The following is a 16,292-nucleotide window of genomic DNA, read 5'->3' on the forward strand; positions in this document are numbered from 1 at the left end:
CCATCGCGAGCAAGCTCGCTCCCACAGTTGTTTTGCGGTGCCTGGGAGTTAGCAGCGGCCTTCGAGAATGGCGGCATAACCTTCACGATAGCTTGGGTACTTCGGCGTCCAGCCCAAGGCCTTCGCCCGTGCATTGCTGCATTGCTTGCTGCCGGTCCGCCGAACGCTCGCATCTTCTGCCCATTCCGTCACGCCCAAATACTCGCGCAACCAGCCCACCACTTCGGCCAGCGGCGCAGGCGCGTCGTCGACGCCGATATAAACGTCATCCAGCGCCACACCACGCCGATCCGCCTCCAACAAAAACGCCATCAACCCCGCCGCGTCGTCCGAGTGAATTCGGTTGCCATATAGCGGCGGATCAATCGCCACGCGATAACCGCGGCGAACCTGCGTCAACAACCATTCGCGACCCGGTCCGTAGATGCCGGTCAAACGCACGATGCTCGCCGGGATGCCGCTGTCGAGGGCCACTTGCTCGGCCTCTAGCATCAATCGCCCTGAATAACCGCTGCCCGGCACCGCGGGCGAGGTTTCGTCGACCCACTCACCGTCCTGCTGACCGTAAACGCTACTACTGGAAACGAACAGCAGGCGATTGGGCACCTGCCCGTAGTCGTCCAGCCACTCAAGCACATGCTGCAGACCCTGGACATACGCAGCACGGTAACCGGCTTCATCGTGATTGGTGGCGGCCGCGCAATACACCAGGTAATCCACCGCACCGACCGGCCAGGTTTGCGGACAGTCTTTGTTGAACAAGTCGCCGGCAACACCGATTACCCCCTTGGGCAAACGTGAAACATCACGGCGCAGGCCATGAACCTCCCACCCGGAAGCAAGCAATTGTGTGGCCAGACGACTGCCGACATCACCACAGCCGGCGATCAAAACAGTAGGCGCGGACATCAAAAAACTCCTATCGGAAAGCCCCAGACTAGCGCCGCCAATGGACGAGCGGCTAGCAATGAAGGAAAAAAAGATACTCTATTACTTCTGTTAACAAGAATTACTTGCAATAATGCCCATCACTTTTGTTCTCGGCCTTCGAGGCCTGGAAGAACATTTACCTTCTTTTTTTCTCAGGTCCGGCCAGCATGACACGCAATCAATTCCTCGCTTCGCCAACCAGACGACCTCGCGCCTGGAGCGCGGTGGCCGCACTGCTGCTTACCCTGATGCTCGCACCGATTGCTGTCTTCGCTGATGAAGCCTCGGCACCCGTCGCCCATGAGCCTTTGGCCCAAGCAACACCTGACGTGCCGAGAAATCCTGACGGCAGTGTCGATACTTCGTCCCTGCCTCCGGAAGTACAAAAAGCATTAGCCGAGTTCGGCGAAGCGGCGAAGAAGATGAACCAGTCGCAAGAAGAGGACAACTCGCTGGGCATGGCCCACGACCTGTCGCCATGGGGCATGTACAAGAACGCCGATATTATCGTGAAAATCGTGATGATCGGTCTGGCCATCGCCTCGATCATCACCTGGACCATCTGGATCGCCAAGGGCTTCGAGCTGATGGGCGCCAAGCGCCGTCTGCGGACCGAAATCGTCCACCTGAAGAAAGCCAAAACCCTTAAGGAAGCCAGCGCCTCGGCGACCAAGCCAGGCACCCTTGCCAACCTGCTGGTGCACGACGCGCTGGAAGAAATGCACCTGTCGACCAACAGCCGTGAGAAAGAGGGTATCAAGGAACGTGTTGCCTTCCGCCTGGAGCGTCTGGTTGCAGCCTGCGGTCGCAACATGAGCAGCGGCACCGGCGTACTCGCTACCATCGGCTCCACCGCGCCGTTCGTCGGCCTGTTCGGTACCGTATGGGGCATCATGAACAGCTTCATCGGCATCGCCAAAACCCAGACCACCAACCTCGCCGTCGTCGCTCCCGGCATCGCCGAAGCCCTGCTCGCCACTGCGCTGGGTCTGGTTGCCGCGATTCCAGCCGTTGTGATCTACAACGTCTTCGCCCGTTCCATTGCCGGTTACAAGGCGCAGGTTTCCGATGCTTCGGCAGAAGTCCTGCTGCTGGTCAGCCGCGACCTGGACCACCAGCCTGAGCGCAGCTCGCATCCGCACATGGTGAAAGTGGGGTAATCGGCCATGGGCCTGCATTTGAGAGAAGGCGCAGACGACGATCTGGCCGAGAACCACGAAATCAACGTCACGCCGTTCATCGACGTGATGCTGGTGCTGTTGATCATCTTCATGGTGGCTGCTCCGTTGGCCACCGTGGACATCAAGGTTGACCTGCCTGCCTCGACTGCCAAACCGGCGCCGCGGCCGGAGAAACCGGTGTTTCTCAGCGTGAAAGCGGACCAGCGCCTGTTCCTCGGCGAAGATGAAGTGAAGCCCGACGCACTGGGCGCCACTCTGGACGCCAGGACACAGGGCAAAAAAGACACGACGATCTTTTTCCAGGCTGATAAAGGCGTGGACTACGGTGACCTGATGAGCGTGATGGATAACCTGCGCTCTGCGGGCTACCTGAAGGTGGGTCTGGTCGGACTCGAGACGGCAGTCAAGAAATGATCACGACGCGCCATAAGCTGACGCGTTACAGCGGGAGCCTGGCCCTGGTGCTGGGTGTCCATGCGCTGGCCATTGCGCTGGCACTGAACTGGAAGTCGCGCCCACCGATCGAGCTGCCGCCGCAGGCAATGATGGTCGAGTTGGCACCGGTTCCGGCCCCTCCACCGCCGGCACCGCCGAAGGTGATAACGCCACCACAGCCACCCGCTCCGAAGGAAGAACTGCCGATCCCGAAACTGGCTGAAGCGCCAAACGCCGAGATTGCCGTGCCGAAACCGGTCAAACCCAAGCCGAAACCTCAGCCGCCCAAGCCAGTGGAGAAAAAGCCGGAGCCGCCGAAGGAAAAACCGTCCGAGGAAAAACCGAGCGACGCGCAACCGACCCAGGCACCGACAGAGAAATCCGCACAACCGGCACCGGGCCCATCGCCCGCGCAGCAAGCGGCCAAGGCCAGCTGGCAAAGTGATTTGCTTGCTCACCTGGCCAAGCATAAAGAGTACCCCGACGCTGCACGGATGCGGGGCAAGGTAGGTGTGAACCGTCTGCGCTTCGTGGTGGATGCTGAAGGTAATGTGTTGTCGTTCGAACTGGTGGGCCGCTCCGGCAACGCCGACCTGGACCGGGCCACGCTGAAAATGATCCGTACGGCTCAACCATTACCCAAGCCACCCGCGGAAATGCTGAACAACGGCTCCATCGAAATCGTTGCACCGTTTGTTTATTCGCTGGAAAAACGCCGGCGTTAAGGGAAACGCAGACCCCTTGTAGGAGCCGAGCTTGCTCGCGATGAGGCCCTGACATTCAGCATCAATGTTGACTGTTACATCGTTATCGCGAGCAAGCTCGGCTCCTACAGGTTATGTGGCAGCCACGAGATCTTTTAAGGGCACCGAAAGGTGCCTTTCGCCTATCCGCCAGCGGCAAACCCGCATTGCCCAGTGTCACTCGACACACTCAGTCTGATAACGTGCGTCTATCGATAGCAGCCGGTATGCTTGGCTCGCAACTTCACGGACGTTCGCCATGACTCTTACAGAATTACGCTACATCGTTACCCTCGCCCAAGAGCAGCACTTCGGCCACGCGGCCGAGCGTTGCCACGTCAGTCAGCCGACCCTGTCGGTCGGCGTGAAAAAGCTTGAAGACGAACTCGGTGTGCTGATTTTCGAGCGCAGCAAGAGCGCCGTGCGCCTGACCCCGGTCGGCGAAGGCATCGTGGCTCAGGCACAGAAAGTCCTGGAACAGGCCCAGGGCATTCGGGAACTGGCCCAGGCCGGCAAGAACCAGCTGACCGCCCCACTGAAAGTCGGCGCGATCTACACCGTTGGCCCGTACCTGTTTCCGCACCTGATTCCGCAACTGCACCGGGTCGCCCCGCAGATGCCGTTGTACATCGAAGAAAACTTCACCCACGTGCTGCGCGACAAACTGCGCAACGGCGAGCTGGACGCGATCATCATCGCCCTGCCGTTCAACGAAGCCGACGTCCTGACCCTGCAGCTCTACGACGAGCCCTTCTACGTCCTGATGCCCGCCCAGCATCCGTGGACGCAAAAAGAATCCATCGACGCCGCCCTGCTCAACGACAAGAGCCTGCTACTGCTCGGCGAAGGCCACTGCTTCCGCGATCAAGTGCTGGAAGCCTGCCCGACCCTGACCAAAGGCAACGACGGCGCCAAGCACACCACAGTGGAGTCCAGCTCGCTGGAAACCATTCGTCACATGGTCGCTTCGGGTCTCGGGATTTCGATCCTGCCGCTGTCGGCCGTGGACAGCCATCACTACGCCCCCGGCGTGATCGAAGTGCGCCCACTGACCGCGCCGGTGCCGTTCCGCACCGTGGCCATCGCCTGGCGCGCGAGCTTCCCGCGTCCGAAGGCGATTGAAATCCTCGCCGACTCCATTCGCCTGTGCTCGGTGGCCAAGCCGCCCGTGCCGGTGGTTGCGGCTTAAGTCGCTGTCATGACCGAATTGTCGCAAGTGTCGGTAACGGCACTCAAAGGTGTCGGTGAAGCCATGGCCGAGAAACTGGCCAAGGTCGGCCTGGAGAATCTCCAGGACGTACTGTTTCATCTGCCGCTGCGTTATCAGGACCGCACCCGCGTGGTCCCGATCGGCCATTTGCGACCCGGGCAAGATGCGGTGATCGAAGGCACCGTCAGCGGCGCTGATGTGGTGATGGGCCGCCGCCGCAGCCTGGTCGTGCGCTTGCAGGACGGCACCGGCGGGCTCAGCCTGCGCTTCTATCACTTCAGCAATGCCCAGAAAGAAGGCCTCAAACGTGGCACGCGGATTCGCTGCTACGGCGAAGCGCGGCCCGGTGCGTCGGGGCTGGAGATCTACCACCCGGAGTACCGCGCCATCACCGGCGACGAGCCGCCGCCGGTGGATGAAACCCTGACGCCGGTGTACCCACTCACCGAAGGTTTGACCCAACAACGCCTGCGCCAGTTGTGCATGCAAACCCTGACGATGCTCGGCCCGACCAGCCTGCCGGATTGGCTGCCGACCGAACTGGCGCGGGACTATCAACTCGCTCCGCTGGCCGATGCGATCCGCTACCTGCATCACCCGCCCGCCGACGCCGATGTCGACGAACTCGCCCTCGGTCATCACTGGGCGCAGCACCGTTTGGCTTTCGAAGAACTGCTGACCCACCAACTGTCCCAGCAGCGCCTGCGCGAAAGCATGCGTTCCCTGCGCGCGCCGGCGATGCCGAAAGCCACCCGATTGCCGGCCCAATACCTGGCCAATCTCGGCTTCAATCCGACCGGCGCCCAACAACGCGTCGGCAATGAAATCGCCTACGACCTCAGCCAGCACGAACCGATGCTGCGCTTGATTCAGGGCGACGTCGGCGCCGGTAAAACCGTGGTCGCTGCCCTCGCCGCGCTTCAGGCTTTGGAAGCGGGTTATCAAGTCGCCTTGATGGCGCCCACCGAGATCCTCGCCGAACAGCACTTCATCACCTTCAAGCGCTGGCTCGAACCGCTGGGCATTGAAGTCGCGTGGTTGGCCGGCAAGCTCAAAGGCAAGAACCGCGTGGCCGCGCTGGAACAGATCGCCAGCGGCACACCGATGGTGGTCGGCACTCACGCGCTGTTCCAGGAAGAAGTGCAGTTCAAGAATCTCGCACTGGCAATCATCGACGAACAGCACCGTTTCGGCGTGCAACAGCGGCTGGCGTTACGCCAGAAAGGCGTCGGCGGGCGGATATGTCCGCATCAGTTGATCATGACCGCCACGCCGATTCCACGGACATTGGCGATGAGCGCCTACGCCGACCTCGACACCTCGATCCTCGACGAACTACCGCCCGGCCGAACCCCGGTGAACACGGTGCTGGTCACCGACACCCGGCGCGTCGAAGTCATCGAACGGGTGCGCGGTGCCTGCGCCGAAGGGCGTCAGGCCTATTGGGTGTGTACGCTGATCGAAGAGTCGGAAGAACTGACCTGCCAAGCGGCGGAAACCACTTACGAAGACCTCACCGCCGCCCTCGGCGAGTTGAAGGTCGGGCTGATCCACGGTCGCATGAAGCCTGTTGAAAAAGCCGCCGTGATGGCCGAGTTCAAGGCCGGCAACCTGCAACTGCTGGTCGCCACCACCGTGATCGAAGTCGGCGTCGACGTCCCGAACGCCAGCCTGATGATCATCGAAAACCCCGAGCGCCTCGGCCTCGCGCAGTTGCACCAGTTGCGCGGCCGCGTCGGTCGAGGCAGCGCCGCCAGCCATTGCGTGCTGCTCTACCATCCGCCGCTGTCACAGATCGGCCGTCAGCGTTTGGGCATCATGCGCGAGACCAACGACGGTTTTGTCATCGCCGAAAAAGACCTCGAACTGCGCGGCCCCGGCGAAATGCTCGGCACGCGCCAGACCGGTCTGCTGCAATTCAAAGTCGCCGACCTGATGCGCGACGCCGATCTTCTACCCGCCGTGCGCGACGCCGCCCAGGCATTGCTGGAGCGCTGGCCGGATCACGTCAGCCCGCTGCTCGACCGCTGGCTGCGCCATGGGCAGCAATACGGCCAAGTGTGAGCACCGCCGCAGTTTCTGGACCATCGTCCCAGGCAAGCTGGTTATACTCCTGCAATTGTTTGAATACGGATACAGACCATGACTGAAGCTGCCCTCGTCCCCGAAACCCCGCACGCTCCGTCTGTTATTCGGGTGCTGCTCACCAAACTGGGCATCGCCTGCGAAGAAGTCCTCGACCACCACGGCCTGAACGCCTCGCGCAAAGTGCAGGCAGTTTTGCTCGAAGACGCCGTCGGCGCGCTGATGGTGCTGTTCCCGCAGAGCCAATTGCTCGACCTCAACCGCCTCGCCGAACTGACGGGCCGACGCCTCACCGCCGTGCCCACCGACCGCCTGGAAAAAATGCTCGGCAAACACAGCCTGAGCCTGCTGCCCGGCCTGCCGGCGCTGCCCAGCTCACCATGCCTGTACGAAGAAAGCCTGCTGTGCGAGCCGAAGTTGCTGATCAACTCGGGCGAGCCGGGCGTGCTGCTGGAAATCACCAGCGAAGCCTTTAAAACCATGCTGACCAAGGCCAGCGCCGCCAACTTCGGTGAGAACCTGACCAGCATCCGCCCGAACCTCGACCGCCCCGACGATGACCGCGAGGAAATCACCCAGGCCGTTCAAGCGTTCACCGCGCGACGCATCCAGCAACGCCTGGAAGCCACCATCGAAATTCCGCCGCTGGCCGAGACCGCGCAGAAAATCATCAAACTGCGCGTCGACCCCAACGCCACCATCGACGACATCACCGGCGTCGTCGAAACCGACCCGGCCCTGGCCGCGCAAGTCGTGAGCTGGGCCGCATCGCCGTACTACGCGTCGCCGGGCAAGATTCGTTCAGTGGAAGACGCCATCGTCCGCGTGCTGGGTTTCGACCTGGTGATCAACCTGGCGCTGGGCCTGGCCCTGGGCAAAACCCTGAGCCTGCCCAAGGACCATCCGCAACACACCACGCCGTACTGGCAGCAATCGATTTACACCGCCGCCGTCATCGAAGGCCTGACCCGCGCCATGCCGCGCGCCCAGCGCCCGGAAGCCGGCCTGACCTACCTCGCCGGCCTGCTGCACAACTTCGGCTACTTGCTGCTGGCCCACGTGTTCCCGCCGCACTTCTCGCTGATCTGCCGCCACCTGGAGGTCAACCCGCACCTGTGCCACAGCTACGTCGAGCAACATTTGCTGGGCATTAGTCGTGAACAGATCGGTTCATGGCTGATGCGCTACTGGGACATGCCGGACGAACTGGCCACCGCACTGCGCTTCCAGCACGACCCGAGCTACGACGGCGCTTACGCTGAATATCCAAACCTCGTGTGCCTGTCCGTACGCCTGCTGCGTAGTCGCGGCATCGGTTCCGGCCCGGATGAAGACATCCCCGACGCCCTGCTGGAACGCGTCGGTCTGACGCGCGAAAAAGCCAACGACGTCGTCAGCAAAGTCCTCGAAGCCGAAGTCCTACTGCGCGAACTCGCCTCGCAATTCACTCAGGCCTAAAAGCTTCGCGGGCAAGCCTCGCTCCTACAGGAATCACGAAACCCTGTAGGAGCGAGGCTTGCCCGCGAAGAATCCACCTCGGTCCAACTGAATCATCACACCCCGTGTGGCGAGGGGATTTATCCCCGTTCGGCTGCGCAGCAGTCGCAAACCCAGCCAACACTGCACGCCTGATCCAACCCCGTCTCAGGTGTCAGGACCGCGTCGCAGCCCAACGGGGCGGTGCGACGTTTCGCTAAATCCCCTCGCCAAAGGGTTAATCATCGACCTCAAGCCTTGGCTTTAGCCTTCGCCTTCCGCGGCTTCAAATACTTGGTCAACCCCTGAAACCAGATCACCAACGCCGGGTTGCCCTTGATCTGAATCGACTTGTCCTGAATCCCCGTCTGCTTGTTCTTCGCCTGATCCTCGGCTATCAGCCAGCGAGGACAACAAGCAAGCGCCCAGCTATGATTCGACTGCAAATAGAGGGCGTTCCGATGACCCAAACAGCTGCTGTCAGTGTTGCAAGTCAAATCCGCAAGCTTGCTAAAGATCACAAGGTTACTGCTGATCCTGACGACATGAGCCGTATGGCCGTGAACATTACCCGTTTGGCTGGCGATGTCGTCGAGCTGGATGGCATCGAACAGTTGCTCGTCAACCTCAAGAAAAAAGGTGTTCTGAGCAAGGCTGAGATCCTGGCGCTCCAAGGGCGCTACCTTCAGGAGAGGCGTGCGCAAAAACGTAGCGCATGACTTTTGATCCGTTCAGTGACTTAGAGGCCCGGCCACTAGACGCCCTCGGGCCTCCTGAGTCGGATGACTGAAGAGGCGAGCTTGCTCCGGGCGGCGATCCGACGAAGAATCCTGGCGAACTACCTGAAGGACCTATGCCTTCGACTTGGCCTTCCTCGGCTTCAAATACTTGGTCAACCCCTGAAACCAGATCACCAGCGCCGGGTTGCCCTTGATCTGAATCGACTTGTCCTGAATCCCCGTCATAAACGCCAACTGCTTGTTCTTCGCCTGCATCGTGGCAAAGCCATACGCCGCATCTTTAAACGCAATCGCAAACGCCGGCTCGGCATACACGCCCGACTTACTGGTAATGCGCTGCTCCTTCACAAGGAAATGCCGCGCCACTTTCCCGTCCAGGGTCTGTAGCTGAAACACCAATTCCTTGTCACCCAACTGCTGCTGAAACGCAGGATTAGTCCGACTGGCCTTACCCATCAACAAACCCAGCATCCACAGAAGAAAACGAAATTTCATGCGCACAGCCTCAAAAGGAAAATGAACGGCCGGCGCAGTGTAGCGGCTTCGAGCGATAACGCCACTATTGTGCAGTGTTAGAAGAAGATGCCGTAGTTTTTGACGCTGATGACTACCAAGTCATTGACGAAGTGTTGCTGTTTAAAAGCCGTGCTCTTTTGATCTTTCTACGCTCGGCGCTATCGGAAATTTCCTTCGATACGTGGTGCTGTTCATGAACTAGGCAGGCATAGGCTTCGCCGATAGTCTTTGTTCGTTACTGCAAAAACGGTGACACGGACGTGCAAGTCCGGTACATATCGCCCCACATTCGCCAACCGAACATCGAGCGTATTTCTTGCTCGCTGTAAATGCTTTATGGCGGCTGTGCGTGGGAGGTCCCTTTGGGGTCTGCCGGGTTCCGATATGCCTGGTCTTGCACACCTGCGCACGGCTGCCACCCTTATTCGAATGCAAGCGAAGAGGAGGCGGCGACATCCAAAACACATATCGGGAAACACCAATGATCAAGCCAACTCCGAATCCCCCAGAACACGAAGCCACATCCCCCTACGAATCCTTCGATTCCAAAAAGCTCCATGAAGCCGCCGAACGCGCACTCGACCATCACCTCGGCACACCGCCGGATAAAAAATCCAAACGTCGCAACGGCGACCTCTTCAGCGTCTGCCCCGACATCAACACTGAAACCCTCCTCGCCAACGCCTCGGAAGACCTCTTGTCCATCAGCGCCATCGCCGCCGACCTGGCTGACGGTGTGGAAGGCTCACGCCGCTCCGTAGCCCTGGCACTCAGCCGCATGGCCGACGGGGTGCATTTGCTGGTTGAACGAGCGCTGGATCATCTGGATGAACCGGAATGGCAGCGATTTTTGCCAAGCAACAAAGCCGAGTCAGCTGACCTGGAGCCAGCTTGCTGGCGATGACGGCGAATCAATCGATGTAAAAAAGGGGACTTGGCGTCCCCTTTCTCGATGATCCCTGATTTACCACTGGCAGCCTGTCTCGGGCGGCGAGTCCATATTGCTATCGTGCTCGAATACGTATTTTTTTCCGGATTTGTAGTTCGTATAAAGCATTGCGTAAATCGAAGCGCCCTGGCTGACCATCGCATAATCGCCCGTCATCAGCCCGCCGGACACTTCAACCCATCTAGTCGTGAATTGAGAGGGCCGGTTCGAATCTAACACCTCTTCTTCCGAGTCCTTGTAAACGAGAGAGATAGCCTTCTTCGACTGACTGTACTTGACGCTCGCGCCGATCCATTTGGCGACCGAGTCGTAATAGGTTCTGAACTCAAAATTGATGCTTTTGCCTTCCTGCGAACGAAAGCAATAGACCTCTATCTCGACTTCGCTGTGAGCTGCCATCGGACAGAGGAAAAGCAGAGCTAGAAAAAACGAAGACAAAGATTTCAAACCGGTCATTCCTTTATCGGTTCATGGGTAACTGAAAGCGCATTCGTACAGCGCAATAGGCGAGGTCTTCACGTAACAGACGGAAACTCATGTCGCACTGCGCGTCGGCGTATTGCTTCCAAACTGGATCGTCGAATTCCTCCCCTCCCAGCAGATTCATCGAAGCCTTCAAGCCGCTTTCGCGATTCGGCCCAGCCATCAGCGATGCAGCTTTGTAAAAGCCATCATTCGGCAGCCCTGTCTGTAGATAAATGAGCTCGCCCAACCGGGCATTGGTTGCACGCGCCAAACACGCAAGCTTCTCGATGGGCGCCTCCGCTCCCGGCAAAGCGGACTGATAGATATCCTCGCAATACGTTTCTTTGAAACGCACCCACTTTCTTTGCACATCGGTCAGTTGCTTCTTGTCTGCGGGAGACAAACTGGCCAGTGCTTTTTTGTATTGCTCATTCAACAAGGCATCCACTTTTTCGAGGCTTTGCTGGCCGCAAATAATCAAATCTGGATTGGTGAAACTGTCGGGGTTGCAGGCTTCCTTGGCGCTAGCGGAAACACTTGAAGCAGATGAAGCATTCGCCGCCGGAGGCCTAGCCTTTTCTGATCTGCCGGAAACGCAATTGGACAGGCAGGACACCGTCGGCAGATTCGGATCGTCATTTCCGGCAAATACGTAAGTCGCAACGCCGACACGGGTTCGTGCTGTATACACGGGAACACTTACGGCCAAGGATTTGGAGGGCACGGAGACGGATGGGACTCTCGGCACAACTACCACGTCACCCTCAACATCTCCACACAATGCCTGCATAGCTGATTCGCTGAAAGGCACACCGCTTGGCGGAGTGAATTGTTTGGAGTCAGGTCGGCAGTCGTAACCGTGCCAGAAAGGCCCCGACTGTTTAGAGGTATCTAAGGAGAAGATGTAAATCCTCTGTAGTTCAATTATTCCACCTTCGTATACAAACACCACCCAGCGGCGGGACCGAGCACTGGAAAAACTTTCATTAGCCAGAATGTACTGACTGCCATCCCGATAGAGCTCAAACGAATTCAAAGCGCCAGTCGGCTCCGCCGTGTCGGATAACCTCTTACCGGAACCGGCATCCAACATATAACCATTGCCATCCAGCACCACCGAGCAATTATTCGTGGCACTCCCTTTCTGCGTGCACGACCGCAGGGATTGAAAGATCGGTTCAGCAGCCACAATCGGTGGACATAAGAACATCACCAACAACAAAAATTTATTCAATACTATTTCTTTGTATTGATGCACTGAAATAAAACAGCGAATGCACTTATATACAGCCCAAAAACAATACAACTAACAAACCCTGTCAACCACCATCACACTACCCACACTCAACCAAGGAGGCGGATTTATTTGATGCCTCCCTTAATCAGAGATGGAGACAGCTAAATTAATCTGACGCCTCGCAGTTATTTCCCTGCTTCGGAACAGCTCAGGTCTTTAATTACCGCTGCCGTAACAGGAATGACGCAGCTTCTGCGCTGCTCACCGGTTGGCTGCAGAGGGGTAAGGCTAAGTGTCGAATGAACCCCGTCAGCTTTCACCGAAATATCCTCGAAACCAGCATCAGCAAAGTCCGAACCGAATTTTTTACCTTCAAAGGTACAGAAGTTCGAAGAAGACAGAACTTTCCAGTTTTTCTCAGGGCTAATCACCTGAACATCAAGACAACTATTACCGAATGTTTTTACATACCTGACGACATTATTGCCAACGCGGCCGGCCCCGACTTCGGAGACAGAGACGATATCTGGAATTTCGGCTGCTGCGTGTCCCAGGTAAAAAACACAAAATAATGGTACCAACTTCGAAAATTTCATAAATCACCTAAGATAATCAACACGTCTATTGAACCGATCTTCAGGCACATTGCCCCATTTCGAACGATCGCCTATTACATCTGAAAATGCAGACAAATTATGAAAAGAAAACGGGGACAGATCACCTTTTCAGATAATTATTAGAACGCGACCTGCCCCCCTATTCGCACTACAAATCGGGTAGCGTTTTATCCAGATAGACAGAACGATCCAAACTCATTCGCGCAACACAGTTATTCACAGTAGTAACATAGGCAGGCTGCCCAACTTCAATCTCAAATGCCTCAAGGGCGCAATTCGTATCACGTAGTTTCAACCAAGCACGCTGAGACTCTTTCAACTTTTTCATGAATTCATCGCGCAGAGTAGCGTCAGCTTGGTATTGAGATCCAGCCCTTTTTATCAGTCTCTGATAGCTAACATTAAGGTTAACATCTGCGGACTCTTTCGCCTGCTTTGCGCAGACATCTACTTGTTGACTGGTAGAAATATTAGTGCAATCCGATTGCGTTGCAGCAACTGACAAAGGGATTAAGAGAGCGGCAAAAAGCAATAAATTTCTCATGTATATCTCCTAGCGATTTTTTCTCAAGTAAGCAGCGCGCTTTCGACCTTCTTCGTACTGTCTAATTGTAGGATTATTTTCGATATAGCTTATTAACTGATCAACGTCATCCTTCATCCCTGCCTTCATTGGATTTGCCCCTTTTGTGAATCCTTGGTATACAAAATCCACCAAGATATCTTTAACAATTTGGCTTAATGCATCCCACTCCAAACGCTCTGAAAAAGGAGATGTCCAGTAATTATAATTTGCGACAGCCTTAACAACGTAGCCTGGATAAATCAAATCAAATAGTGCTTCTTGCTGCTCGATTGTTATCGTGCCTATATCGGCGCGATTCTGAGCCACAAAATCTCTCGCGTTTGTGCCCTTAAACTGCCGACCTTTAGATATCTTCGTAGCCTGAGCATCTTCTACCCCAGCAGCGATCATATGGTTGTATATTTCCGTTTCGGATCTAAACCCCATATCATACCCGCGTCCTAAGGTAACGCCTGACAAATCATTCCCTGGCCAGTGTATATGACGACTGAAAAACGGTGAGCCTGGGATGTCATTACCCTCAGCATCGTAGGTAATTTGTCCAGCCTTTGACGACTCTTTGGCTAAAAAATTTCCAATCAATGCGATTGGATGGAAGTGCCAAATATTTCCATCACCAAGACCCTTTTCTTGAATGACTGGATCGTCCCAAAAAACCAGTTTATCAATCCGATCTTTTTCTAGCTTAAGAATCGCCGGAGACCCTTCAAGCATCTGGTTTAGTCGACTCCATTTTGCAGAGTCTGACTTTTCCTTCCACTCAGTGGGATGATAAGCGACTAATCTAGACCAGTGATCTCGAAACTCTGCGTTTTTTAATGCTTCAGGAAAATCCTCCGGCGTCACCTTGTTATCGTGGTTACCAAGTTTATCCAGATCGTCATATAGTTCTTTGAAAAAAGGCGGCATATCATCCGGATCTAAAAACCCGTCAGAATTAGAATTAATTTCCTTTACGACACGAAACCCTAACTTTTCCCAGTCGTGTTGAGTGACTACCTTTGCTTCTGTCTTTTTTATCAATCCGTTAATATCTTGATTGTTTTCCTTAACAGATACTTCATACCACTCAGTCGGATCTTTGTATATCGGCGACTTGCTCAGATCAACACAATGATCCGCTCCCAGGGTCACACTTCCTGTCTCAGGAGCTTTCTTGACCAAAACAGTACCTGAAGGCAGATGAATATATCGTTTTCCTTTTTTTACGCCAGCCGTATTTTTCAGAAAATCGTCGACTTTTGGATCCAGTGTAAAAATCTCCAAATGAACTTGGTGCTTACGGACTACCCCACCGTTAGGACCCGCCAAGACCTCATTGAGGCCAAGGTATCCAATCGTGTCTCCCGCTTTGATCTTCATATTCATTGGAACGACTGCATCAAAACTCGTTGGCGTTATTTCCTGCCATTCGACAACACGATTGGGGCTCACATCCTCTACACAAGCCCAAAAATTAGAAGGTACAGCTGCACTTTGATTTTTAAGTCCAGTAGGTGGATTCGAGGAGCTCGGAATAAATACACACTCGGCCATTCTAAGCAGCTTACCATTCAGCTTTAGCTTAAGGATTTTCGAACTATCGAATTCGATAATACTATTAGTGCTCAAGACCATAGAGCTACCTTTTTTCGTCCCGGCATTGGCTCCATCAGTCAAAGTAGCAGGCGCATTCCGTAGAACTAGCCCATTGCCAGTGACTTTCGCGCGAACCTTACCTTGCCAATACTCGGGCTTCGACCGAGCAATAGTTCCTCCTCCAGGCTCGAGCGGATAGTGCTGAAATGGCAGCAAATGCATGTACAAACTATAGAATGTTAGAGTGTTATTTGTATTAGGAGTTACCTGAGTATTGGACGGAGATTTGTAATCATGTCGTACCAAACAAAAAGAGTTTGAATACTTCAGTACCTCAGAGCCGCTCTCACCCTCAAATGTGGACTTCTCATAGTCTTTGTTCAGACGGTAGGCGACGACCACACCATCAGCCATACAGCGAACTGGCTCATCACTAATGCATTGAGGGGCGCTTGAATTACTTATATGAATTCCCCCATGCCAAAACTTATGATTGCCTAGAAGATAATTGCCCGAAGTTTCACCTTGTAGTGCAGAAAAAACCTCATCCGCATCTTTATACCGTCCGCTGCCCGACTTCCGTATTGGAAACTGAAAATTAAGAAGGCTAAACGCAGCTGATTCAGGTTTTGCTGTGCTCGGAGCAACAGTCTGTTGACCCCACCAAACCTCTGGACTAATAAGGTTGCCGTTTGGATCCTTCATTTGATAGTGAACATGGCGTGGGTATTGGGTTACACCATTCGGCCCTTTCCCCCCCATAGTGCCAATTTCATTACCTGCAGCAACAGTTTCTCCCTGGCTTACAACGTGACTACTCGTATGCAGAATCTCATGACTATTGCCGTCCGCATCTTTGATTTTTATCGTGCCATAATTGCCGCCGGTAAATGTTACGGTTCCGGCTATTGGCGCATAGACTTTTGGATTCTGTAGATTAATACCATTCTGGCCGCCAATATAGTTAAAATCTGTCCCTCCATGAGGGCCACTCGCACGCTGTTCGCCATAAACTCCTGTGATATGAGGTTGGTGACCATCAACTGGAGGCAGAACACGGAGCATCACTTCATTGAAAGACATATAACTTCCTTCTTAATTTTCCATCAAAGCGAGTAGTCTTGAATTTCATCCAAAAACCAACACTCTTCAAACTTAAACACATAGAAAACTTGATAGTCAGTATCTGGCTTCTCTATCTTTACTTTTGCAATACCGTTGACTTCTTCTAAAATTGTCACTTCAACGCCGTCGACGGCTCGTTTCTTTTCCCCAGGAATTACTGGAAAAGTCACCTTTTGCTTATCCAATAGAACTATTTTTTGCTCTGGTTCAGGCTCAGCGTCTACTGTAATTAATTTTTTCAACGGGATATGAGTAAACTCCTGTTGAATGGAAGGATTTTCCAGATAAGCAGATAGAAACTTTGAAAAGACCGTGGATGGACACGAATTTAAATTCGCTCCGCCTGCCATTGCGCAATTTGAAAATATTCCGAACACTGACATGACCAGTGCAAGAGTGAGGCGCCGTTGATATTTCAT

17 protein-coding genes are annotated in these 16,292 nt (G+C 55.0%); 8 read left to right on the plus strand and 9 right to left on the minus strand.

Annotated elements, in window-relative coordinates:
* Positions 1 to 48 precede the first annotated feature (48 nt).
* Positions 49 to 909, minus strand: a complete 861-nt coding sequence (locus ACYZT9_RS00205; RefSeq protein WP_462008035.1) for an SDR family oxidoreductase — start codon at positions 907 to 909, stop codon at positions 49 to 51.
* A gap of 188 nt (positions 910 to 1,097) precedes the next feature.
* Here ACYZT9_RS00205 and exbB point away from each other — a divergent pair, with 188 nt between their 5' ends.
* The 6 genes from exbB to ACYZT9_RS00235 all read left to right on the plus strand — a co-directional run bounded on the left by exbB (position 1,098) and on the right by ACYZT9_RS00235 (position 8,042).
* Positions 1,098 to 2,090: a tonB-system energizer ExbB gene (gene exbB / locus ACYZT9_RS00210; protein ID WP_462008036.1), complete on the plus strand. Its 993-nt coding sequence runs from the start codon at positions 1,098 to 1,100 to the stop codon at positions 2,088 to 2,090.
* Positions 2,091 to 2,096: 6 nt separating this feature from the next.
* Complete coding sequence (gene exbD / locus ACYZT9_RS00215) at positions 2,097 to 2,525, plus strand: TonB system transport protein ExbD (RefSeq protein WP_462008037.1); 429 nt, start codon at positions 2,097 to 2,099, stop codon at positions 2,523 to 2,525.
* A complete protein-coding gene (locus ACYZT9_RS00220; RefSeq protein ID WP_462008038.1) occupies positions 2,522 to 3,271 on the plus strand; it encodes an energy transducer TonB family protein in 750 nt (249 codons plus the stop codon). The genes exbD and ACYZT9_RS00220 overlap by 4 nt, the downstream gene beginning before the upstream one ends.
* 277 nt (positions 3,272 to 3,548) lie before the next feature.
* Positions 3,549 to 4,478, plus strand: a complete 930-nt coding sequence (locus tag ACYZT9_RS00225) for a LysR substrate-binding domain-containing protein (protein WP_462008039.1) — start codon at positions 3,549 to 3,551, stop codon at positions 4,476 to 4,478.
* 9 nt (positions 4,479 to 4,487) lie between these two features.
* Positions 4,488 to 6,563, plus strand: a complete 2,076-nt coding sequence (gene recG, locus ACYZT9_RS00230; RefSeq protein WP_462008040.1) for an ATP-dependent DNA helicase RecG — start codon at positions 4,488 to 4,490, stop codon at positions 6,561 to 6,563.
* A gap of 78 nt (positions 6,564 to 6,641) precedes the next feature.
* The gene (locus ACYZT9_RS00235) at positions 6,642 to 8,042 is read left to right on the plus strand and encodes an aminoacyl-tRNA deacylase and HDOD domain-containing protein (RefSeq protein ID WP_462008041.1); all 1,401 of its coding nucleotides are present in this window, start codon (positions 6,642 to 6,644) and stop codon (positions 8,040 to 8,042) included.
* 269 nt (positions 8,043 to 8,311) lie between these two features.
* Here ACYZT9_RS00235 and ACYZT9_RS00240 read toward each other — a convergent pair whose 3' ends face one another.
* On the minus strand, positions 8,312 to 8,662 hold the full coding sequence (locus ACYZT9_RS00240) for a hypothetical protein (RefSeq protein ID WP_462010289.1): 351 nt from the start codon (positions 8,660 to 8,662) through the stop codon (positions 8,312 to 8,314).
* Between ACYZT9_RS00240 and ACYZT9_RS00245 the strand changes: the two genes are divergently transcribed.
* Positions 8,558 to 8,779 carry a hypothetical protein gene (locus ACYZT9_RS00245; protein WP_462010290.1) on the plus strand — a complete coding sequence of 74 codons (222 nt, stop codon included), beginning with the start codon at positions 8,558 to 8,560 and terminating at the stop codon, positions 8,777 to 8,779. The genes ACYZT9_RS00240 and ACYZT9_RS00245 overlap by 105 nt on opposite strands.
* A gap of 132 nt (positions 8,780 to 8,911) precedes the next feature.
* Here ACYZT9_RS00245 and ACYZT9_RS00250 read toward each other — a convergent pair whose 3' ends face one another.
* On the minus strand, positions 8,912 to 9,295 hold the full coding sequence (locus ACYZT9_RS00250; protein WP_462008042.1) for a helicase: 384 nt from the start codon (positions 9,293 to 9,295) through the stop codon (positions 8,912 to 8,914).
* 502 nt (positions 9,296 to 9,797) lie between these two features.
* Between ACYZT9_RS00250 and ACYZT9_RS00255 the strand changes: the two genes are divergently transcribed.
* Complete coding sequence (locus ACYZT9_RS00255) at positions 9,798 to 10,220, plus strand: DUF6124 family protein (protein ID WP_462008043.1); 423 nt, start codon at positions 9,798 to 9,800, stop codon at positions 10,218 to 10,220.
* Positions 10,221 to 10,280: 60 nt separating this feature from the next.
* Here the strand turns inward: ACYZT9_RS00255 and ACYZT9_RS00260 are convergent, their stop codons facing one another.
* From ACYZT9_RS00260 to ACYZT9_RS00285, 6 genes are all read right to left on the minus strand, one after another.
* On the minus strand, positions 10,281 to 10,721 hold the full coding sequence (locus ACYZT9_RS00260; protein ID WP_462008044.1) for a hypothetical protein: 441 nt from the start codon (positions 10,719 to 10,721) through the stop codon (positions 10,281 to 10,283).
* Between the two features lie 4 nt (positions 10,722 to 10,725).
* Positions 10,726 to 11,964: a lysozyme inhibitor LprI family protein gene (locus tag ACYZT9_RS00265; RefSeq protein WP_462008045.1), complete on the minus strand. Its 1,239-nt coding sequence runs from the start codon at positions 11,962 to 11,964 to the stop codon at positions 10,726 to 10,728.
* Between the two features lie 188 nt (positions 11,965 to 12,152).
* Positions 12,153 to 12,563, minus strand: a complete 411-nt coding sequence (locus ACYZT9_RS00270; RefSeq protein ID WP_462008046.1) for a hypothetical protein — start codon at positions 12,561 to 12,563, stop codon at positions 12,153 to 12,155.
* Positions 12,564 to 12,732: 169 nt separating this feature from the next.
* Entirely contained in the window at positions 12,733 to 13,128 is a 396-nt protein-coding gene (locus tag ACYZT9_RS00275) for a lysozyme inhibitor LprI family protein (RefSeq protein ID WP_462008047.1), read from the minus strand.
* A gap of 9 nt (positions 13,129 to 13,137) precedes the next feature.
* Positions 13,138 to 15,831, minus strand: a complete 2,694-nt coding sequence (locus tag ACYZT9_RS00280) for a peptidoglycan DD-metalloendopeptidase family protein (RefSeq protein ID WP_462008048.1) — start codon at positions 15,829 to 15,831, stop codon at positions 13,138 to 13,140.
* Positions 15,832 to 15,854: 23 nt separating this feature from the next.
* Entirely contained in the window at positions 15,855 to 16,292 is a 438-nt protein-coding gene (locus ACYZT9_RS00285; protein WP_462008049.1) for a hypothetical protein, read from the minus strand.

Source organism: Pseudomonas sp. ZT5P21, assembly GCF_054897785.1.